The sequence below is a fragment of the Mesorhizobium sp. CNPSo 4684 genome, assembly GCF_057784315.1.
Genome location: NZ_JBWLUX010000016.1, coordinates 1 through 18868, shown reverse-complemented (window position 1 = coordinate 18868; position 18868 = coordinate 1). Strand labels below are relative to the sequence as shown.

The following is an 18868-nucleotide window of genomic DNA, read 5'->3' as shown; positions in this document are numbered from 1 at the left end:
GATGGCGGACGGCAGGGAAGATTTCGAGGCGATCCGGCAGATCCACACGGTGCTGGTGCTGCACTTCGTCGACGGCATGAAGCAGAACGATATTGCGGCGGCGCTCAATCTGTCGCCGTCCAAGGTCAATCGCCTGATTGCCCAGGGGCGCAAGCTCGGCATGCTGAGGATCGCGGTCGAGAGCCCGTTCCAGCGTTTGGTCGATATCGAAAAGCAATTGATCGAAGTCGCCCAATTGGCGGGCGCGATCGTGACGCCAACCGTGGCCGGCAGTCCCGACAGCACGCTGCAGCAGGTGGGACGCGCGGCGGCCAACCAGTTGCTCGAGACCTTGCGCGACGGCGACGTCATCGCCATTACCGGCGGCAAGGCAATCAGCGCCCTGGTCGAGAACCTGCAGCCGGAGCGCGCCTTCGACGTCACCGTCGTGCCGCTGACCGGCGGCGTCCAGGGCAAGCACTATACCGACGTCAACCATCTGGCGACGCGGCTGGCCGAACGGCTCGGCGGCACCAGCATGCTCTTGCATGCGCCGCTGTTCGCCGAGAGCCGGGAGCAGCGTGACCTTTTGCTGGAGATGGCCTCGGTGCGCGAAATCTTCGACCTGGCGCGCAAGGCCGCGATCGCGCTGGTCGGCGTCGGCTCGATCCAGACGCCTGGCTCGAGCTATTACGACCTTCACCCGGGTCTCGACCCCGACCGCGAAAAACTCGCTGCCAGCGGTGCGGTCGGTGAGTTCCTTGCGCATCTCATCCGCGACGACGGCACGCTGGCCGACTACCCACCCAATGACCGCCTTGTGGCGCTGGCGCCTTCGGAGCTTGGCCGCTGCCGGTCGGTGATGGGCGTCGCCAGCGGAGCCGAAAAAGTCTGGCCGATCCGCGCCGCTCTGCGCGGCGCCTATCTGAAATCACTGGTCGTCGACGAAGAGACGGCCAACGCAGTCCTGAGCAATGCGGGGAGCATACGCAATGTCGCCTGAAATGTTGACGCGCACCATTGGCGCGTCGGGACTATCCGCCTCCGCGATTGGCCTCGGCACCTGGGCCATTGGCGGCTGGATGTGGGGCGGCACCGACGAAGCGCAGTCCATCGACACCATCCGCGCCTCGATCGACGAAGGCGTTTCGCTGATCGACACGGCGCCGGCCTATGGGCAAGGCCTGTCAGAGGAAATCGTCGGCAAGGCGATCAAGGGCCGCCGCGACAAGGTCGTGCTCGCCACCAAACTTGGGCTGGTCTGGCACACGAAGAAGGGCAACCATTTCTTCGATTATGACGGCGCGCCGGTGCATCGTTATCTCGGCGCCGACTCGGTGGTCTATGAGGTGGAGCAGAGCCTGCGCCGCCTCGGCACCGACCATATCGACCACTACATCACCCACTGGCAGGATCCGACGACGCCGGTCGCCGAGACGATGGAAGCGCTCGACCGGCTCAAGACCCAGGGCAAGATCCGCTCCATCGGCGCCAGCAATGTCACCGTAGCCGACGTGAAGGCCTATCTCGCGGCTGGCCAGCTCGACGCCGTCCAACAGGAATACAGCATGGTGGTGCGCGACATGGAGCGCGACCTGTTGCCCTTCTGCGTAGCAAATAACGTGTCGGTGCTCAGCTATTCCTCGCTGGCGCTCGGCCTTCTCTCGGGCAAGATCGGTCCGGACCGCGTCTTTACCGGCGACGATCAGCGCAAGGACAATCCGCGCTTCTCGCTGGCCAACCGCCGCAAGGTGGCAGCGCTGATGGAGGCGATCCGGCCGATCGCCGAGGCGCACGGCGCCAGCGAGGCACAGGTGGTCATCGCCTGGACGCTGCAGCAGCCGGGCATCACCTTCTCGCTCTGCGGCGCGCGCAGCCCGCAGCAGGCCAGGGAAAACGCGCAAGCCGGCCGCATTAGATTGTCAGGACAGGAGATCAACCAGATCAGCGAGGCCGCCAGCCGCCATCTGACCAATCTCGCCGCCTGACGCCATCCATAACCGAAACTCAGTTGAGCTGCCGTCCACCGGACGGCAGAACGGCCCAACCTTGCCCGGCAAAGCCATGCCTGATCAGAGAACCGTCATCCTCGACAAGATCCGCCGCAACGGCGCGTTCGATGTCGTCGTCGTGGGCGGCGGCATCAACGGCATCGGCGTTTTCCGCGAACTGGCGCTGCAGGGGCTCAAGGTGCTGCTGGTCGAGCGCAACGATTTCTGCTCCGGCTGCAGCGCCGCCCCTTCGCGCATGATCCATGGCGGCCTGCGCTATCTCGAAAATGGCGAGTTCGGCCTGGTGCAGGAATCGCTGCGCGAACGCGACGCGCTGCTGGCCAATGCGCCGCATATGGTGCGGCCGCTGCCGACGACAATTCCGATCCGCACCGTCTTCTCCGGGCTGATGAATGGCGCAGCCGGCTTTCTCGGGCTTTCGGAAACGCCTTCCAGCCGCGGCGCGCTGGCGATCAAGGCCGGACTGGCGCTCTACGACTGGACGACGCGCAAGCGCCGCGTTCTGCCGCGTCACAATTTCCGCGGCGCCAAAGCGACACTCGCGCAATGGCCGGCGCTCGACCCGAAACTGCGCTTTTCCGCCACCTATTACGACGCCTGGATCAGCTATCCGGAACGGCTCGGCATCGAACTGCTGCGCGACACCGCACGGCTGGCGCCCGACAGCCTCGCGCTCAACCGCGCCGAGATCGCGCGGGGTGGGTCGGCTTTCGAACTCACCGACACTGCGGGTGGAGAACGCCTGACCGTGGCTGCCAAGGCAATCGTCAACGCGGCGGGCGCATGGCTGGATTCGGCGATCGCCCGGCTCGACGCCTCCGAAACGCCTGCAGCGCCCTTGGTCGAAGGCACCAAGGGCTCGCATCTGATCCTCGACAACGAGCCGCTCTACCAGGCCCTCGGCGGCCATATGATCTTCTTCGAGAACGCCGATGGCCGGGTCTGCATCATGTTTCCCTATCTCGGCAAGGTGCTGGTCGGCTCGACGGATATCCGCGTCAGCGAGGCCGGGCGCGTGCGCTGCGAACCGGCTGAGACCGACTACATATTGGCGGCGGCGCGCCTGGTCTTCCCGTCCATTCCTGTCCATGCCGCCGATGTCGTCTTCACCTATAGCGGCATCCGGCCATTGCCGAAGAGCGACCATGCCTTTACCGGCAGGATCTCGCGCGGCCATTCCGTGCGTCGCATTGCCGGCGACATCCCGCAATTCTGCATGATCGGCGGCAAATGGACGACCTTCCGCGCCTTCGCCGAACAGGCGGCCGACGAAGTGCTGGCCGAGCTTGGCCGCGAACGCCTTTGCGGCACGCTGACCCTGCCGATCGGTGGCGGCCTCGGATTCCCCGCCGACCCGGCGTCGCTGGCGGCCGATCTGGCGGGTGAGTTTGCGATCAGCAGCGAACGCGCCGCCTATCTCGTCGATCGTTACGGCAGCGGCGCGCGCGACATCATCCTGTTCTGTCTCGGACGTCCCGACGATATCAGGCTGGACGGCAGGACCGAAACCACTGCAGCCGAGATCGTCTACCTCGTCCGGCATGAATTCGTGACCTGCCTGTCGGACCTTGTCCTGCGCCGCACCTCGCTTGCCATTGCCGGCGACATCTCGATGGTCTCAATCGAACGCATCGCCGATGCTCTGGCCGCCGAGCGCGGCTGGAACCACCAGCATCGCGACGACGAGATAGAAAACCTGATCGCCGAACTCGACACCTATCACGGCGTCTCGCAAGAGATGCTCGACCAACGCACGATCTCAGGAGCAGAACATGAAAGTCAGCGCCAAAGCCCGGATGAACCGGATGTTCACCAACGGCAATTGCCTCGACGTGGCGCTCGATCACGGCGTGTGCAATGAACCCGGTTTCCTCGTTGGCCTGGAGGACATGCCTAGGGTCATCGACACGCTGATCGCGGCGGGGCCCGACGCGCTACAGCTCGCTTACGGCCAGGCCGATCTGCTGCAATCACGGCCGGACAAGGACAAGCCGGCGCTGGTCATGCGCATCGACATGGGCAATCCCTACAATGCCCAGCGCCACCGCGTGATGTGGTCGATGCTGCAGAACCATGACGAGCCGATCATCGGCGCGCTGGAGATGGACGCGGCCTGCGTTGTCGTCAACCTGTTCATGCTGCCGCACGAGCCGGAGCTGTTTCGCCAATGCGTCGAAAACATCAGCAAGGTCCGCGCTGCCTGCCACCGCTACGGCATGCCCCTGATGATCGAGCCGCTGGTGATGCTGCCCAACGATATCAGGGGTGGCTACCAGGTCGATGGCGACGCCGAGAAGATCGTGACCCTGGTGCGGCTCGCCGCCGAAATGGGCGCCGACATCATCAAGGCCGACCCGACTGACCGGCCGGAGGATTTCCACCGCGTCGTCGAGGCAGCGCGCGTGCCGGTCCTGGTTCGTGGCGGCGGCAAGGATGACCTCAAGACGGTGCTGGCAAAATCGTCGGCTCTGCTCAGACAAGGCGCCAAAGGGCTGGTCTATGGCCGCAACATCTATCAGCATGCCAACCCGAAGGCGGTGGTGAATGCGCTGATGGCGATGATCCACAACGACGCCGGCGGCGAAGAGGCCTGGGACATCTACAACAATGGCTGATCAAGCCGCATATCTGCTCGGCCTCGACGCCGGCAACACCATCATCAAGGCGGTGCTGTTCGACCAAACCGGTCGGCAGCTCGCCATGCATGCCGTCGCCGGCCGCTCGCACACGCCGCAACCCGGTTATGTCGAGCGCGACCTCGGCGGCATGTGGGCCGATGCGCGCGACGCCATCCGCGCCTGCATTGCGCAGGCCGGCATCGATGCGCGTGAGATCGCCGCCATCGGCTGCGCCGGCCATGGCAATGGCCTCTATCTGATCGACCGCGCCGGCGCCCCGTTGATCGGCATCCAGTCGCTCGATACACGCGCCGCCGGCACGGCGACGACGCTGGCGTCGCGCAACGCCGAGGCACTGCACGCCATCTGCCTGCAAAAGCCGTGGCCGGCGCAGACCCCGACCTTGCTGGCCTGGGTCAAGCAGCACGCGCCGGACCTCTATGCCGCTGCTGGCACGGCGATGCTGTGCAAGGATTTCATCACATTTCGCCTGACGGGTGAGCGGGTGAGCGATGTCTCCGACATGTCGGGTTGCGGGCTCGTCCGCATGCCCGAAGGCGTCTATGACGCCGAGCTGCTCGCGCTCTACGGCATCGAGGATGCGCAGGCAAAACTGCCGCGGCTGCTCGACAGCGCCGACATTGCCGGCATGATCACCGCAACGGCGGCAGCCGAGACCGGCTTGGCGGAAGGCACGCCGGTGATCGCTGGTTACTTCGACGTTGTCGCCAGCGCCATGGGCGCCGGCGTCGTGCGCCCCGGCGAAGCCTCTGTTATCGCCGGCACATGGTCGGTCAATCAGGTTTTCGCCACCGAACCGGTGGTCGACCCCAATGTTTTCATGGTGGCGCGCTTCGGCCCCGGCCGCTTCGCCAACATCGAATCCAGCGCGACATCGGCCGCCAATCTCGAATGGTATGTGCGCGAATTCGTCGAGCGCGGTGCCCACCATGACGACCCCTTCGCTCACTGCAACGCGGCGGTCGGTGCGGTGACGCCGGCCTGGGACGATCCGATTTTCCATCCGTTTCTCTACGGCTCGGGGCAAGGCGCGGAATTCCGCGCCGGCTTCTACGGCCTCGCCGGCTGGCACAAAGAAGGCCATTTGCTGCGTGCGCTGTTCGAAGGCGTGATGTTCGAGCACAGGCGCCACATCGACGTGTTGAAGAACGCCGGCGTCGGCTTCGACAAGGCTGTGCTGTCGGGCGGCGGCTCGCGCAGCGAACACTGGCCGCAAATCTTCGCCGACGGGCTTGGCGTGCCGATCACCGTACCCGAGGCGCGCGAGACCGGCGCGCTCGGCGCGGCGATAGGCGCCGGCGTCGCGGCCGGCCTGTTCACCGACTATGAGGCCGGCGTCGACGCCATGACCCGGCAAAGCGCCGCCTATCGTCCGGACCCAGCGATGCGGGATCACTACGACAGGCGTTATCGCGCCTATTGCGGCCTTGCCGATACGCTGCGATCGTTCTGGGCCGAACAGGCCGCAGGACCGAGTAGAACACCGCAATGACCCAACGGCTCGATGGCGACTTCGACTACATCATCGTCGGCGCGGGCACCGCCGGCTGCGTGCTGGCCAACCGCCTGAGCGAAAACCCGGCGATACGCGTGCTTTTGCTCGAGGCCGGCGGCAGCGACAACTACCACTGGGTGCATATCCCCGTCGGCTATCTCTATTGCATCGGCAATCCGCGCACCGACTGGATGATGAAGACCGCCCCGGAAGCAGGCCTGAACGGCCGCTCGCTGGTCTATCCCCGGGGCAAGGTGCTGGGTGGCTGCACCTCGGTCAACGGCATGATCTACATGCGCGGCCAGGCGGCGGATTACGATGGCTGGCGGCAGATGGGCAATGTCGGCTGGGGCTGGGACGACGTGCTGCCCTACTTCCTCAAATCCGAGGACCATCATGGCGGCAAGACCATGCTGCATGGCGCCGGCGGCGAATGGAAAGTGGCGCGGCAACGCCTGTCCTGGCCGATCCTCAACACGGTGCAGGAAGCCGCGAAGGAATTCGGCATCATGCCGCGCGAGGACTTCAACGACGGCGACAATGAGGGCTCCGGCTTCTTCGAAGTGAACCAGAGCAAGGGCGTGCGCTGGAACACGGCCAAGGCGTTCCTGCGCCCGGTGCTGCGGCGGCCCAACCTTCGGCTGGTTGTCAACGCACATGTCGAGAAGGTGCTGTTTGACGGCAAGCGCGCGATCGGCGTCCGCTATCTCGCCGGCGGCGAAGCCATCGAGGCAAAGGCCGGAAGTGAGGTGCTGCTGACGGCAGGCTCGATCAACACGCCGAAACTGCTCGAGCTTTCCGGCGTCGGCCAGCCGGATCGTCTCGCCGCACTCGGCGTCGACGTGGTGAACGCCAGCCCCGATGTCGGCGAAAACCTGCAGGACCACCTGCAGATCCGCACCGTCTACAAAGTGTCGTCGGCGCTGACCCTCAACACCCTTGCAAACAGCCTGACCGGCAAGGCGCGCATCGCGCTACAATATGCCTTTGCCCGCTCGGGGCCGATGTCGATGGCGCCGAGCCAGTTCGGCATGTTCTCGAAATCCGATCCGTCGATGGCGACGCCGGACCTGGAATACCACGTCCAGCCGCTGTCGACGGACCGGCTGGGCGACCCGCTGCACCCGTTCCCGGCGATCACCATGTCGGTCTGCAATCTGCGGCCCGACAGCGTCGGCTCCGTGCACGCCACGACGCGCGAACTGGCCGTGCAGCCGGAAATCCGGTTGAACTATCTGTCCACCGTCCGCGACCGCGAGATCGCGCTGCGCTCGGTACGCCAGGCGCGCTCGATCATGACCGCCAAGGTGCTTGAAGCCTTCCATCCGGAAGAAATCCTGCCCGGTCTCGCGCACCAGTCCGACGATGATTTGCTGCACCAGATCGGCTCGATCGCGACGACCATCTTCCATCCGGTCGGGACCTGCCGGATGGGCGTCGACGACCGCGCCGTGGTCAGCCCGGACCTGCGCGTGACCGGTATCGAGGGCATGCGCGTCATCGACGCCTCGATCATGCCGCGCATCGTTTCCGGCAATACCGCCTCGCCGGTGGTGATGATCGCCGAAAAGGCAGCCGGCATGATCCGCCGACCAGCGTGAGTCTGCCCACGCGCGGCCGACGAAGCGCGCCGTTCTTCTTATGACCCTGGCACGTCGTAGATCGCCCGCACCTCGATGGTACCGATTTCGGCCAGAGGAATCTCGCCGGCGATCTCCAGCGCCGCATCGAGAGTATCGGCCTCGATCATGACGAAACCAAGCAATTGCTCCTTGGTTTCGGCGAAGGGGCCGTCGGTGATCAACCGCTTGCCCTGGCGCCGCCGGACCGTCTTCGACGTCTTCACCGATTGCAGCGCCTGCGCGATGATCAGCTTGCCTTGCTGATCCAGCGACCGGTCATAGGCCATCGAATCGGCGTCGAGCTTCGCCAGACGCTGTAGCGTCATGGCATGGAGGTCTTTTTCCTCGCCATAGACCAGACAGACATATCTCATTTCCAGCTCCCTTGCTCGGACGGACCATAGGCGATCGGCGTGCCGGTTGCAGCCTTGCCGGCGGAGACGTGGTCGAGCACGCAGACCGCAAGGCCGACGATGGCGATCGCCAAAAGCAGCCGGCCGAAGCCGGAAGGTCGCGAGCAATCGATGTCCTGCGGCCTTCCGTCGGGGCCGCTCCAATGGGCAGAAAACAGATTGTTCATGGGTACCTCCATCCGCCACGAGAATCCGTGGCCGCCCGCAGGACGGTCGGCGCAGATGCAAGTCGACATTTTTGCACGCAGATTTTTTCAAAAAGATTCGGCAGGGCTCGGCGGCGCCGCAGTCACGCCAAAACAGCGCGGTGGTCTTCCCCTGCCGCCGCGCTATAGTTGAAGGGAACGCCGCCAGGCCGGCGCTATCGCTGCAATCAAGGAGGATTTTATGGACCGTACCGCAAACGCCGTCTGGAAAGGCAATCTGAAGGAGGGCAACGGCACGCTCGACACGCAGAGCGGCGCCTTGAAGGGCACGCCCTATTCGTTCAAGGCACGTTTCGAGGACGAGAGCGGCAAATCCGGCACCAATCCCGAAGAGTTGATCGCCGCCGCGCACGCTGGCTGCTACGCCATGCAGCTATCGCATTTCCTGGCCGAGAACGGCACGCCGGCCACCGAACTCGACGCCAAGGCGGTGGTGACCCTGGTGCCCGGCACCGGCATCACCGGCAGCGCCATCACTTTGGTCGGCAAGGTGCCCGGCATCGATGCCGCAAAGTTCAAGGAATTGGCCGAAAAGGCCAAGGCCGAATGCCCGGTCTCGAAGGCGCTCGGGGCCATCAAGGTGTCACTCGACGCGAAATTGGGGTGAAGGGCCGGCAGGGCCTGCACCGTACTTTCGCCGTCAGCGCCGCCCCTCACCTGGCTGCCGCCATCCTCTCCCCGTAAACGGGGCGAGGGATGCTGTTATCGACGGTTTCGCCAACCGCTAACGTTGCAAGAAATGCGTCACGGTTGCGGCCGGCCTCCTTCTCCCCGTCACTATACGGGGAGAAGTGCCCGGCAGGGCGATGAGGGGCAGCGCTAACTTCGGAAATCTTACCCGCCCAGCGCTTCGAGCCGGGCGCGCAGCGCGGCAACATCTTCTTCCAGCACCCTCACGCGCTCTTCCAGGTCGGAAGCAGGCATGGCTTGCGCGCTGCGCTGTACCGATAGTGCTGCGACGTCCACCGCTCCAGCGAGCAGATGCACGTAGCGGTCCTCGCGCTGGCCTGGCCCCCGTGGGATTTCCTGGATCAGCGGCGGCCGGCGGCCGATCAGCATGTCGAGTTCGGCGCGCAGATTCTCGATTGAAGAAAAACGCGCCATGCGCTCAGCTCGCGCCAGGAGCTCATGCGCCGTCTGCGGTCCACGCAACAGGAGCAGCCCGAGCAAGGCGGTCTGCGGTGTGGTCAGCGAGAAGCGCTGCGCCATCTGATGCTCATAGCGCTCGACGCGCGAGCCGAACATCAGCCGCACCAAACCCTTCTGCTCGAGCAGCTTCAGCCCGCGGTGCACCTCCGTCTGCTCCAGCGCCATGACAGGCTCGCGCGCCGTCTTCTGATTGGCTGCGGCAAGTGCCGCATTCAGCGTCAGCGGATAGACGTCAGGCGTCAGCTCCTTCTTTTCGATCAGGCAGCCGAGAACGCGGGCTTCGACGGGATTAAGGATGGGAAGGTCTGCGCTAATTGGGTTGCAATCCTTTCTGAGGCTGTCGGCACAGCCCCCTCTGTCCTGCCGGACATCTCCCCCACATGGGGGAGATCGCCAGCTTCGCCGACAGCGCGCCATCCTTCAACCTGGGAGATTGGCGAACGACGGGATGACAGCCAATCTCCCCACCTGTGGGGGAGATGTCCGGCAGGACAGAGGGGCGCGAAGGATCGCTGCGTCCGAGATCGCCGCGAGCGGCCCGCCAGGCCTAAACCCTTCTCTCCACCATCATCTTCTTGATTTCGGCAATCGCCTTGGCCGGGTTCAACCCCTTCGGACAGGTCTGGGCGCAGTTCATGATGGTGTGGCAGCGATAGAGCCGGAACGGGTCTTCGAGATTGTCGAGCCGCTCGCCCTTGGCTTCGTCGCGGCTGTCGATCAGCCAGCGATAGGCCTGCAGCAGCGTTGCCGGGCCGAGATAGCGGTCGCCATTCCACCAGTAGCTCGGGCACGAGGTCGAACAGCAGGCGCACAGGATGCATTCGTAGAGCCCGTCGAGTTTTTCGCGGTCCTCATGGCTTTGCAGCCATTCCTTGGCCGGCATCGGCGAAACCGTCTGCAGCCAGGGTTGGATAGAAGCATGCTGGGCGTAGAAATTGGTGAGGTCGGGCACCAGATCCTTGACCACCTGCATATGCGGCAGCGGATAGACTTTGACGGCGCCGGAAATATCGTCGCAGCCCTTGGTGCAGGCCAGCGTGTTGGAGCCGTCTATGTTCATGGCGCAGGAGCCGCAAATGCCTTCGCGGCAGGAGCGGCGCAAGGCCAGCGTCGGGTCGATCTTGTTCTTGATGTAGAGCAGCGCGTCGAGCACCATCGGTCCGCAATCGTCCATGTCGACGAAATAGGTGTCGATGCGCGGGTTCTCGTCATCGTCAGGCGACCAGCGGTAGATCCGATATTCCCGCAGGTTGGTGGCGCCCTCCGGCTTGGGCCAGGTCTTGCCCGGCTGCACCTTCGAGTTCTTGGGAAGCGTGAGTTCGACCATTACCGCAGGTCCTTTCGGATGACGAGCTTCAGCCCGGACCAGATTTCGTTGACGGCAGCGACCTTGACGTCGACCAGGTCGCGCTTCAGCGCTTCAGCGCGAACGACGCTTTCGGTGACATCGGTCGGCACTTTCGATGCCTTTTTCGGCCAGGACACCCAGACCATGCCATCGCGCTTGATCGCCGCTTCGACATCGCCGAGACGATCCTCGATCTCGGTGCGCTGCCGGGTGAAGGCGTGGACGGCATCGTATTTCAGGGTCGTTCCCGAAATGTCAGACCAGTCGCCCAGCCGGTCGACCAGGGCGAAATCGGCGGCCTCCGTGAGATCGCTGAGATCGTCGGGCAGCGCGATGAACGCCGCGACCATCCCATCCTTCAGGCCAAGCTTGGCCTGAAGCGGCGTACTCGAATATCCCGAGGCCGCCAGCGCCATGGTCAGTACACCCTGGCCTTGGGCGCGATCTTGGCGAGACTGATGCCGCCGTCCTTTTCCGCCTGCAGCGGCTCGGTGTGCACCGGACGGTAGCTGAGTGTCACCTTGCCGTCTTCGCTGAGCCGCGCCAGCGTGTGCTTGCGCCAGACCTTGTCGTCGCGGGCCGAGAAATCCTCTCGCGCGTGCGCGCCACGGCTCTCCTTGCGGGCTTCGGCGCCGTAGACCGTGGTGATGGCATTGGCCATCAGGTTTTCCAGCTCCAGCGTCTCGACCAGGTCCGAGTTCCAGATCATTGAACGGTCGAAGACCTTGACGTCCTTGAGCTCGGTCCAGATCTCCGAAATGCGCTTGCAGCCGTTCTCCAGCGATTCCTGGGTGCGGAACACGGCGGCATCTTCCTGCATCGCCTTCTGCATCTTTTCACGCAGCACGGCGGTCGGCGTCGAGCCGTTGGCATGACGCAGCCGGTCGAAGCGGTCCATGATCCTTTCGACCGAGGCTTCATTGGGCGCGGGGATCGCCGAATTGCGGTCGATGACCTGGCCGGCGCGGATCGCCGCGGCGCGGCCGAACACCACCAGATCGATCAGCGAGTTCGAACCCAGCCGGTTGGCGCCGTGCACCGAGGCGCAGCCGGCCTCGCCCACCGCCATCAACCCGGGCGACACCTGATCAGGGCTCTCTGCCGTCGGGTTCAGCACCTCGCCCCAGTAATTGGTCGGCACCCCGCCCATATTGTAGTGGACCGTCGGCAGCACCGGGATCGGCTCCTTGGTCAGGTCGACGCCGGCAAAGATTTTTGCCGATTCCGAAATGCCCGGCAGCCGCTCATGCAGCACCGCCGGATCGAGATGATCGAGATGCAGGAAGATGTGGTCCTTCTTCTTGCCGACGCCGCGGCCCTCGCGGATTTCCAGCGTCATGCAGCGCGAGACGACGTCGCGCGAGGCAAGGTCCTTGGCCGACGGCGCGTAGCGTTCCATGAAGCGCTCGCCTTCGGAGTTGACGAGATAGCCGCCCTCGCCGCGCGCTCCCTCGGTGATCAGGCAGCCGGCGCCGTAGATGCCGGTCGGATGGAACTGCACGAATTCCATGTCCTGCAGCGGGAAGCCGGCGCGTGCGGCCATGCCGCCGCCGTCGCCGGTGCAGGTGTGCGCCGAGGTCGCCGAGAAATAGGCGCGGCCGTAGCCGCCGGTCGCCAGCACCACCATCTTGGCCGAGAAGCGGTGGATGGTGCCGTCGTCGAGGTTCCAGGCGACGACGCCGGTGCAGGTGCCGTCCGGCTCCATGATCAGGTCGAGCGCGAAATACTCGATGAAGAACTGCGCGTTGTTCTTCAGCGACTGGCCGTAGAGCGTGTGCAGGATGGCGTGGCCGGTGCGGTCGGCCGCAGCACAGGTGCGCTGCACCGGCGGGCCGTCGCCATAGTTCATCATGTGGCCGCCGAACGGCCGCTGATAAATCTTGCCCTCTTCGGTGCGCGAGAACGGCACGCCGTAATGTTCGAGTTCGTAGACCGCGGCCGGCGCTTCGCGCACCAGATATTCCATGGCGTCGACATCGCCCAGCCAGTCCGAGCCCTTGACGGTGTCGTACATGTGCCACTGCCAGGAATCCGGACCCATATTGGACAGCGAGGCGGCAATGCCGCCTTGGGCCGCCACCGTGTGCGAGCGGGTCGGGAACACTTTGGTGATGCAGGCGGTGCGCAGGCCCTGTTCGGCCATGCCGAGCGTGGCGCGCAAGCCGGCGCCGCCGGCGCCGACGACCACCACATCGAATTTGTGGTCGACAAAGGTGTAAGCCGGGTTGGCTGATATTGCGTTCTTGGCCAACTCAGCCTCCAAATGCGAGCTTGAGCAGGGCGAAGATCGAGGCGACGCCGACCGCTATGGTGAAAAATGTGCTGAGCGCGATCGTCAGCAGCTTCAGGCCTTCGCTGATCACATAGTCCTCGATGATCACCTGCATGCCGAGCCGCATATGGTAAAGCCCGGAAATCAGGAAAAGGATCATCACCAGCGCCACGAACGGATTGGCGAGCGCTGCCCGCACCTCGGTATAGCCGGCGCCGTTGAGCGCGATGAGGAAGCCGACGAAGAACAGTGTCAGTGGAATGTTGGCGAGCGCCGTCAGCCGCTGGCGCCAGAAATGCTGTGTCCCCTCGTGGGACGAGCCGAGACCACGGACTTTTGCCAGCGGCGTGCGCATGTCGTTGTTGCTGCCACTCATCACAGGGCTCCCCGCGCCATATAGCCGGCGGCCCAGATCAGCAGCGTGAGCGCAACCGAGCCGGCGAGCGTCGTCCAGGCGATCTTCGATGCCGTATGTTTCTCGAGCCCGGCGCCGGTGTCCCAGACGAGGTGGCGCACGCCGCCCAGCATATGGTGCATCAGCGCCCAGGTGTAGCCGAACAGGATGAGGCGGCCGAGCCAGGTGCCGAAGGCCCAATTGACCCAATCGAAAGTCGCTTGCGAACTCGCCGCCGCCATCAGCCAGGCCGCGACCAGGAGCGTGCCGAAATACAGCGCGCCGCCGGTGATGCGATGAATGATCGACATCGTCATGGTGATCGGCGGGCGGTAGATCGTCAGATGCGGCGAGAGCGGCCGTTCACGTCTGGCGGTTCGGGTGGCTGGTGATTTGCTCATGGCTGCCCCAGTTCGAAGTCCGGAGCCGCAATGGAATGCGGCGTTTGCCGCCTTCATGTGTGACTTCAGACAGCCGGTTTCTAATGCTCTTTTTGCACCGCGTCAAAGCCAGAAAATCGTTTTGGAAACGTCATTTAGTCTGACAAAAAGGCTGGCGATTGCTTCAATCGATTAGGGGCCGGCCCGAAGCCGGCGCAACGTTCGCTGCAGTGCGGAATAATCGATCCGCGACGGCGGTTCTGGATGAACATGCAGGCGAGCTAATGACCTCGCCGTCGGGAGCAAGGCCAGGAAGGCCGAGATCGACAGAGCAGCTCCAAGCGGCCTGACCAGGCCGACACCGGGGAGAAGGCGGCCGCCGGATGGGGACCGCCTTCGGGGGACTCGATCAGCGCACAACATACATGATGCGCCGTGTCTGCGGGTCGACCAGCGCAGGCTGGCCGTTCACATAGACATAGCGGTAGCGGTAATCGGGGATTTCGCGCAGTTCGACGGTGTCAGGCAAGGTCGCGCCTGTCACCACCTCGCCGTCGAGATAGACCGGGTCGAGCCGGTGCGTGCTGACATAGGTGCCGACTTCCGCCGGCGGCCTGTCGATGGCGTCGATGGGGCCGTCGTCGGAAAGGATCGCACCGGTATAGGTGTCGGGATAGTCATCCTGCGGCGGTGCAACGACGGTGATGGCGGCGTCGGCAGGGCGGCGCGTCAGCACGACCCGGTTGCCGCCGAAATCGGCCGTCACGTAGTCGGAATAGACCCAGCCCTGGCCGCCGGCTTCGGCGATGGTGCACCATTTGCTGTTTTCGATGCAGCCATTGAGCGTCGCCGACTGGCCGGCGGCAAGCACGCCGATCACCGGATATTGCGGGCCGGGGCCGGCGCGCACGTTAAGATCGGTGACGGCCGAGACGGCGGTATCGGCGAGTGCCGCACCCGACATGGCGACAAGCGCCCCGGCGACGGCCGGAAACAATATGCGTCTCATGATTTCGCTCCGTTTTCGTTGGTCCCTCGCGAGCCGAAACGAAACCGGGCCTTATGCGTTCCGGCTAAAATGCCTGTGCCGGCTCACGATTTATTCCGGTTTCTTTCGGCAAACCCGTCAGAAGCTCATGTACGAAGGCGAGTTTCTGCGCCGTCACGTCCGAAATGACGAAGGGATAGAGGTCGGGCAGGCCCATGCAGCGGTTGATCGAGTTGGAGGCTTCCGACAGCACCAGCCAGCGGGCGAGGATCTTTTCGAACGGCTCGGGCCGGGCGTCAGGCTCGGCTGGGGCGGGCTGCAGGCGGCCGCCTGTGTCGCCCTGCGGCAGCACATTGGCCTCCATCGTCTCCAGCTGGCCGAGCGGAAAGTTCAACGCGTGCACCATCTCCAGCGTGTCGGTGATGTGCAGATGGTGCGCCCAGGTCTCCGCCCAGTCCTCCCACGGATGCGATGTCGCATAGGCCGAGATGTGGTTCTGCTGCCAGTCGGGCGCCGCGCCACTGGCGTAGTAGGTCTTCAGCGCCTGCTCATAGTCGGCGCGCTCGTCGCCGAACAGCGCCCGGAACGCGTCAAGCCGTTGCGGGTCATCGCGGATCAGCCGGTCCCAATAATAGTGGCCGAGCTCATGGCGGAAATGGCCGAGCAGCGTGCGGTAGTTCTCGCCCATCTCGACGCGCCGTCGCTCGCGCTCGGCCGAGTCCGCCTCGGCGACATTGAGCGTGATCAGGCCGTTGTCGTGACCGGTCAGGATGCGTTCGCCGCCGGGGCCACCGCCGATCGGGTCGGCCAGGAAGTCGAAGGCCAACCCGATCTCGTCGCCGGGGTTCTGCTTGGGCGCCACCGGCAGGCCGAAGGCCAGCAGCGAATAGATGGCGCGCTTCTTGGCCGCCTCGACGCGGATCCAGCGGCGGCGGTTGCCGTCGACGGAGAGGTCGGGGATCAGCTGATTCAGCATGCAGGCGCGGCAGAAGGGGTGGCCCGGCTCGGCCATCCAGTTGCAGGCGCATTCATCGGCATTGGTGCAGTGGAAGATGCCGTCGATATCAGACAGGGCGAAGCGCGCATGCTCTGGGTCGTAGAGCACGAGGTTCGAGCAGCTCAGGCACTGCGCGTTTTCGAAATAGAGCCGGTGGCCGCAATGCGGACAGTCGAACAGTTTCATCTCGGCCTCAAATCGTCACGGCAGTTATATGGTACGCGCGGCGCGCGGCCCAAAACGCCAGTGACCGGCGGGCGTTCCGCTTTTCCGACGCTATTTCACGGCCAGCCGTGCGGCGACCTGCCGCGCCACGTTCTCGCCCGACAGGCGCGCGCCGCCGCAGGTCTGGATCAGCGGTCCGGCCAGATGCTCGCCGGCGAAGAAGATCTTGTCCGCCACCGGCTGCATTAGCGTTGCGCGGGCCTCCGAGCGTCCGGGACGGGCCGCGGCATAGGCGCCGCGCACAAAGCGCTCGCCACCCCAATTGGTCATCATGGCGCGTGCCACATGCTTTCTGGTGTCGCTGCCGAAAATGCCGCACAGCCGGTCGACGACGAAGTCGATGCCGGCCGCCTCGCCCGCCGCCGACATTTCCCAGGCGAAGTCGCCGCCGACAAAACCGACCATCAGGTCGAGGTCGAAGGGGAAGCACAGGAAATAGATGTCGTGCCGGGCCATGCGTTCGATCAACAGGTCGTCGAAGGGCTCCAGACCGAGCCTGGTGCCGCGGATCTCCACCGGCAGCTTGGTCAGCATGCCCATCGGCAGGTCGAAGAAGGCGCCAAAATGCGCGTCGGGAAGTGCAGGCGAGAATTCGATCTCCTCGAAGGCGAGGACGGCCGGCGAGGCGGTGACGATCACCGCCTTGGCGCGCACGGTGCCGCGATCGGTGACGCAGGCGACGCCCGGCACATCCCACAGGATCTTGCGCACCGGCGTTGACAGTTCGACCGGCAGGTCGGCGCCGAAGCGGGCGACCAGCGCGCCGAAGCCTTCTTTGCTGAAATAGTTCGGGTCGAGATCGGCGGCGGCCTGGAAGTCGCGGATCGAGATCTCGTCCTCGTCGGCGCCGAAATCCATCGGTCCGGCGAAAGTGGCGGCGGCGCGCGGCGCCTGGCCCTTGGCCAGAAGCGTCGACAGCCGGTCGTCGTCGCCCTCTTCGACCTGATGCGTGGCCAGCAGCTCGAACAGCCGCGCATCGGCGGCCTTCATCTCTGCCTCCTCCTGCTCGCTCGCCTTGCGCTGGCGGTAATAGAGATGGTCGACATTCATGTCGTGGTGATGCAGCGTCCAGCCGGCAGCCTGCGCTTCGGGAAAATAGGGATTGCGGTCGGCGGCGTGCAGCCAGGCGCAGCCGATGTCGAACGGGATGCCGAAATGCTGGTCGCTGGTCCAGGCGCGGCCGCCGATGCGGCCCATGGCTTCGAGCAGCTTGAAGGAAAGGCCTGCGGCACGAATGGTCCTGGCGGCAGCTAAGCCAGCTGAGCCGGCGCCGATGATGACGACATCAACGTCTTCCATGGTTTCCCCGCCACAATAAGCACTTGATCGTAGGCAAATTCCGCTGCATTGGCCAGCGTGGCGCCGGGGCTACGGTGACAATGGCGCGTTTCACTGGCAAGTTCACAACCGGGACGTGATTCAGGCAATCAGGAGAGAAGCATGGCATTGTTTGCCAAGGGAAGAGTTTTTGTGGCCGCGGCAGTGGCGGTATTTGCGCTGGCGACGGGCGCGCAGGCGGCCGCCAGCTGCGGCAAGACCGGCGCGGGCTTTGACGCGTGGAAGTCGGACTTCGCCGCACAGGCCAGGTCCGAGGGTGTCGGCGGGAAGGGTCTGGCTGCTCTGGCCGGTGCCAACTACGCGACCAAGACGATCTCCGTCGACCGCGCCATCCACAAGGCATTCAGCGGCTCGGTGGACGCTTTCATGAAGCGCCGTGGCGGGGCTGCGATCATTTCCAAGGGCCGTGCGCTGAAGAAGTCGAACGCGGCAATGTTCGAGAGGATCGAGAGCAATTACGGCGTCTCGCCGGGCGTGCTGCTCGCCATCTGGGGCATGGAGACGGGCTTCGGTGCCTCCCTGGGCAACCAGAACACGGTCTCCGCCATCCTGACGCTGGCCTATGATTGCCGCCGTCCGGGGTTCTTCTACCCGCACGCCATTGCGGCGCTGAAGCTGGTCGATCGCGGTGCGCTGAGCGCCTCGTCGGTCGGCGCCGCGCATGGCGAGATCGGCCATACCCAGTTCCTGCCCGGAAATGTCCTGAAGTACGGCGTCGGCAGCGCAAACCTGCGCGACAAGGCGACCGCGCTGGCGTCCACCGCCAACTTCCTCAAGGCCCATGGCTGGCGGGCGGGAGCCAGTGCAAGTGCAAATATGGGCGCCATTGCCGGCTGGAATTCGGCGAGCGTCTACCAGCAGGCCATCGCCCAGATCGCGGATGCAATCGACGGCGGTTGAGCGACAATCCCATTCAACGGAAAGCCCGGCCATGTGCCGGGCTTTTTGTCGGTGCGTATGGCATGCCAAGAGCGGCGAGCGCCTGGGTTCTCAATTAGCCGCCGCCCAAGGGGCATTTCTCGGAAGCGGGAACCTCGAAGAAGCCGCCGTAAAGATTCGAGCAGGTACGGAACTTGGAGTTCCGCGGCGTTGGAGGAGCCGCCTTTGGCCTGCCCTTCATATCGATTTTGGTCGGTTGGTCGAACTGCGCGTAGCCGCTCAACGGGCATTTCCGGGAAGCGGGAACCTGGAAGATGCCTGCAGTACCTTTGCAGGTACGGAAGTTGGGGTTCCGTGGCGCCGGCGTGGCCGTAGCCGCAGCTTTGGACTTGCCCTTGATGACCAGCCATATCTCGGTCGATTGGTCGAGCTGCAGCCGGTTCAAGTCGGAGTAGCTGATCCGCCCGCTGCGTATCCCTTCGCCAAGGCGCTGGCAGAACAAGGCCGGCATGCGCTCTTGTGAAACGCCCAT

19 protein-coding genes and 1 pseudogene are annotated in these 18868 nt (G+C 64.6%); 8 read left to right on the top strand and 12 right to left on the bottom strand.

Features of this window, described 5'->3' with window-relative positions; translation table 11 throughout:
• The first annotated feature begins 1 nt into the window (after position 1).
• From AC04SG_RS16855 to AC04SG_RS16830, 6 genes are all read left to right on the top strand, one after another.
• Positions 2-982, top strand: coding sequence for a sugar-binding transcriptional regulator (locus AC04SG_RS16855; protein WP_488551952.1), 981 nt, complete (start codon positions 2-4; stop codon positions 980-982).
• Positions 972-1967, top strand: coding sequence for an aldo/keto reductase (locus tag AC04SG_RS16850; RefSeq protein ID WP_488551951.1), 996 nt, complete (start codon positions 972-974; stop codon positions 1965-1967). Before AC04SG_RS16855 ends, AC04SG_RS16850 begins: the two co-directional genes overlap by 11 nt.
• Before the next feature lie 76 nt (positions 1968-2043).
• On the top strand, positions 2044-3852 hold the full coding sequence (locus AC04SG_RS16845) for a glycerol-3-phosphate dehydrogenase/oxidase (RefSeq protein ID WP_488551950.1): 1809 nt from the start codon (positions 2044-2046) through the stop codon (positions 3850-3852).
• Entirely contained in the window at positions 3764-4606 is an 843-nt protein-coding gene (locus AC04SG_RS16840; protein ID WP_488551949.1) for a class I fructose-bisphosphate aldolase, read from the top strand. The genes AC04SG_RS16845 and AC04SG_RS16840 overlap by 89 nt, the downstream gene beginning before the upstream one ends.
• Positions 4599-6122 (top strand): FGGY-family carbohydrate kinase, encoded by a 1524-nt coding sequence (locus tag AC04SG_RS16835; protein ID WP_488551948.1) that lies wholly within the window; start codon positions 4599-4601, stop codon positions 6120-6122. Before AC04SG_RS16840 ends, AC04SG_RS16835 begins: the two co-directional genes overlap by 8 nt.
• Entirely contained in the window at positions 6119-7726 is a 1608-nt protein-coding gene (locus AC04SG_RS16830; RefSeq protein WP_488551947.1) for a GMC family oxidoreductase, read from the top strand. The genes AC04SG_RS16835 and AC04SG_RS16830 overlap by 4 nt, the downstream gene beginning before the upstream one ends.
• Positions 7727-7764: 38 nt before the next feature.
• On the opposite strand, the gene AC04SG_RS16825 is transcribed toward AC04SG_RS16830, so the two are convergent.
• Entirely contained in the window at positions 7765-8121 is a 357-nt protein-coding gene (locus tag AC04SG_RS16825) for a YciI family protein (RefSeq protein WP_488551946.1), read from the bottom strand.
• Positions 8118-8327, bottom strand: a complete 210-nt coding sequence (locus tag AC04SG_RS16820) for a hypothetical protein (RefSeq protein WP_488551945.1) — start codon at positions 8325-8327, stop codon at positions 8118-8120. Before AC04SG_RS16820 ends, AC04SG_RS16825 begins: the two co-directional genes overlap by 4 nt.
• A gap of 220 nt (positions 8328-8547) precedes the next feature.
• Here AC04SG_RS16820 and AC04SG_RS16815 point away from each other — a divergent pair, with 220 nt between their 5' ends.
• The gene (locus tag AC04SG_RS16815; RefSeq protein WP_112560053.1) at positions 8548-8973 is read left to right on the top strand and encodes an OsmC family protein; all 426 of its coding nucleotides are present in this window, start codon (positions 8548-8550) and stop codon (positions 8971-8973) included.
• A gap of 227 nt (positions 8974-9200) precedes the next feature.
• Here the strand turns inward: AC04SG_RS16815 and AC04SG_RS16810 are convergent, their stop codons facing one another.
• From AC04SG_RS16810 to AC04SG_RS16770, 9 genes are all read right to left on the bottom strand, one after another.
• Positions 9201-9830 (bottom strand): YceH family protein, encoded by a 630-nt coding sequence (locus AC04SG_RS16810; protein ID WP_488552040.1) that lies wholly within the window; start codon positions 9828-9830, stop codon positions 9201-9203.
• A 232-nt stretch (positions 9831-10062) separates the two neighbouring features.
• The gene (locus AC04SG_RS16805) at positions 10063-10842 is read right to left on the bottom strand and encodes a succinate dehydrogenase iron-sulfur subunit (RefSeq protein WP_112560055.1); all 780 of its coding nucleotides are present in this window, start codon (positions 10840-10842) and stop codon (positions 10063-10065) included.
• Entirely contained in the window at positions 10842-11279 is a 438-nt protein-coding gene (locus AC04SG_RS16800; protein WP_488551944.1) for a DUF3052 family protein, read from the bottom strand. The genes AC04SG_RS16805 and AC04SG_RS16800 overlap by 1 nt, the downstream gene beginning before the upstream one ends.
• Before the next feature lie 2 nt (positions 11280-11281).
• Positions 11282-13114 (bottom strand): succinate dehydrogenase flavoprotein subunit, encoded by a 1833-nt coding sequence (sdhA, locus tag AC04SG_RS16795; RefSeq protein WP_488551943.1) that lies wholly within the window; start codon positions 13112-13114, stop codon positions 11282-11284.
• A gap of 1 nt (position 13115) precedes the next feature.
• The gene (gene sdhD / locus AC04SG_RS16790) at positions 13116-13511 is read right to left on the bottom strand and encodes a succinate dehydrogenase, hydrophobic membrane anchor protein (RefSeq protein ID WP_192254711.1); all 396 of its coding nucleotides are present in this window, start codon (positions 13509-13511) and stop codon (positions 13116-13118) included.
• A complete protein-coding gene (sdhC, locus tag AC04SG_RS16785; protein WP_488551942.1) occupies positions 13511-13930 on the bottom strand; it encodes a succinate dehydrogenase, cytochrome b556 subunit in 420 nt (139 codons plus the stop codon). Before sdhC ends, sdhD begins: the two co-directional genes overlap by 1 nt.
• Before the next feature lie 388 nt (positions 13931-14318).
• Positions 14319-14918: a DUF1236 domain-containing protein gene (locus AC04SG_RS16780; RefSeq protein ID WP_488551941.1), complete on the bottom strand. Its 600-nt coding sequence runs from the start codon at positions 14916-14918 to the stop codon at positions 14319-14321.
• 64 nt (positions 14919-14982) lie between these two features.
• On the bottom strand, positions 14983-16080 hold the full coding sequence (locus AC04SG_RS16775; RefSeq protein WP_488551940.1) for a zinc-binding metallopeptidase family protein: 1098 nt from the start codon (positions 16078-16080) through the stop codon (positions 14983-14985).
• Between the two features lie 90 nt (positions 16081-16170).
• Positions 16171-17418: a flavin monoamine oxidase family protein gene (locus AC04SG_RS16770; protein WP_192254706.1), complete on the bottom strand. Its 1248-nt coding sequence runs from the start codon at positions 17416-17418 to the stop codon at positions 16171-16173.
• A 141-nt stretch (positions 17419-17559) separates the two neighbouring features.
• Between AC04SG_RS16770 and AC04SG_RS16765 the strand changes: the two genes are divergently transcribed.
• Positions 17560-18357: a lytic murein transglycosylase gene (locus AC04SG_RS16765; protein WP_488551939.1), complete on the top strand. Its 798-nt coding sequence runs from the start codon at positions 17560-17562 to the stop codon at positions 18355-18357.
• A 94-nt stretch (positions 18358-18451) separates the two neighbouring features.
• On the opposite strand, the pseudogene AC04SG_RS16760 reads toward AC04SG_RS16765, so the two are convergent.
• Positions 18452-18868, bottom strand: a pseudogene (locus tag AC04SG_RS16760) (hypothetical protein); the annotation flags it as partial.

Coding starts and splice junctions, on each gene's coding strand:
- AC04SG_RS16855 (WP_488551952.1), top strand. CDS start 2: ATGGCGGACGGCAGGGAAGATTTCGAGGCGATCCGGCAGATCCACACG.
- AC04SG_RS16850 (WP_488551951.1), top strand. CDS start 972: ATGTCGCCTGAAATGTTGACGCGCACCATTGGCGCGTCGGGACTATCC.
- AC04SG_RS16845 (WP_488551950.1), top strand. CDS start 2,044: ATGCCTGATCAGAGAACCGTCATCCTCGACAAGATCCGCCGCAACGGC.
- AC04SG_RS16840 (WP_488551949.1), top strand. CDS start 3,764: ATGAAAGTCAGCGCCAAAGCCCGGATGAACCGGATGTTCACCAACGGC.
- AC04SG_RS16835 (WP_488551948.1), top strand. CDS start 4,599: ATGGCTGATCAAGCCGCATATCTGCTCGGCCTCGACGCCGGCAACACC.
- AC04SG_RS16830 (WP_488551947.1), top strand. CDS start 6,119: ATGACCCAACGGCTCGATGGCGACTTCGACTACATCATCGTCGGCGCG.
- AC04SG_RS16825 (WP_488551946.1), bottom strand. CDS start 8,121: ATGAGATATGTCTGTCTGGTCTATGGCGAGGAAAAAGACCTCCATGCC.
- AC04SG_RS16820 (WP_488551945.1), bottom strand. CDS start 8,327: ATGAACAATCTGTTTTCTGCCCATTGGAGCGGCCCCGACGGAAGGCCG.
- AC04SG_RS16815 (WP_112560053.1), top strand. CDS start 8,548: ATGGACCGTACCGCAAACGCCGTCTGGAAAGGCAATCTGAAGGAGGGC.
- AC04SG_RS16805 (WP_112560055.1), bottom strand. CDS start 10,842: ATGGTCGAACTCACGCTTCCCAAGAACTCGAAGGTGCAGCCGGGCAAG.
- AC04SG_RS16800 (WP_488551944.1), bottom strand. CDS start 11,279: ATGGCGCTGGCGGCCTCGGGATATTCGAGTACGCCGCTTCAGGCCAAG.
- sdhD (WP_192254711.1), bottom strand. CDS start 13,511: ATGAGTGGCAGCAACAACGACATGCGCACGCCGCTGGCAAAAGTCCGT.
- sdhC (WP_488551942.1), bottom strand. CDS start 13,930: ATGAGCAAATCACCAGCCACCCGAACCGCCAGACGTGAACGGCCGCTC.
- AC04SG_RS16780 (WP_488551941.1), bottom strand. CDS start 14,918: ATGAGACGCATATTGTTTCCGGCCGTCGCCGGGGCGCTTGTCGCCATG.
- AC04SG_RS16775 (WP_488551940.1), bottom strand. CDS start 16,080: ATGAAACTGTTCGACTGTCCGCATTGCGGCCACCGGCTCTATTTCGAA.
- AC04SG_RS16770 (WP_192254706.1), bottom strand. CDS start 17,418: ATGGAAGACGTTGATGTCGTCATCATCGGCGCCGGCTCAGCTGGCTTA.
- AC04SG_RS16765 (WP_488551939.1), top strand. CDS start 17,560: ATGGCATTGTTTGCCAAGGGAAGAGTTTTTGTGGCCGCGGCAGTGGCG.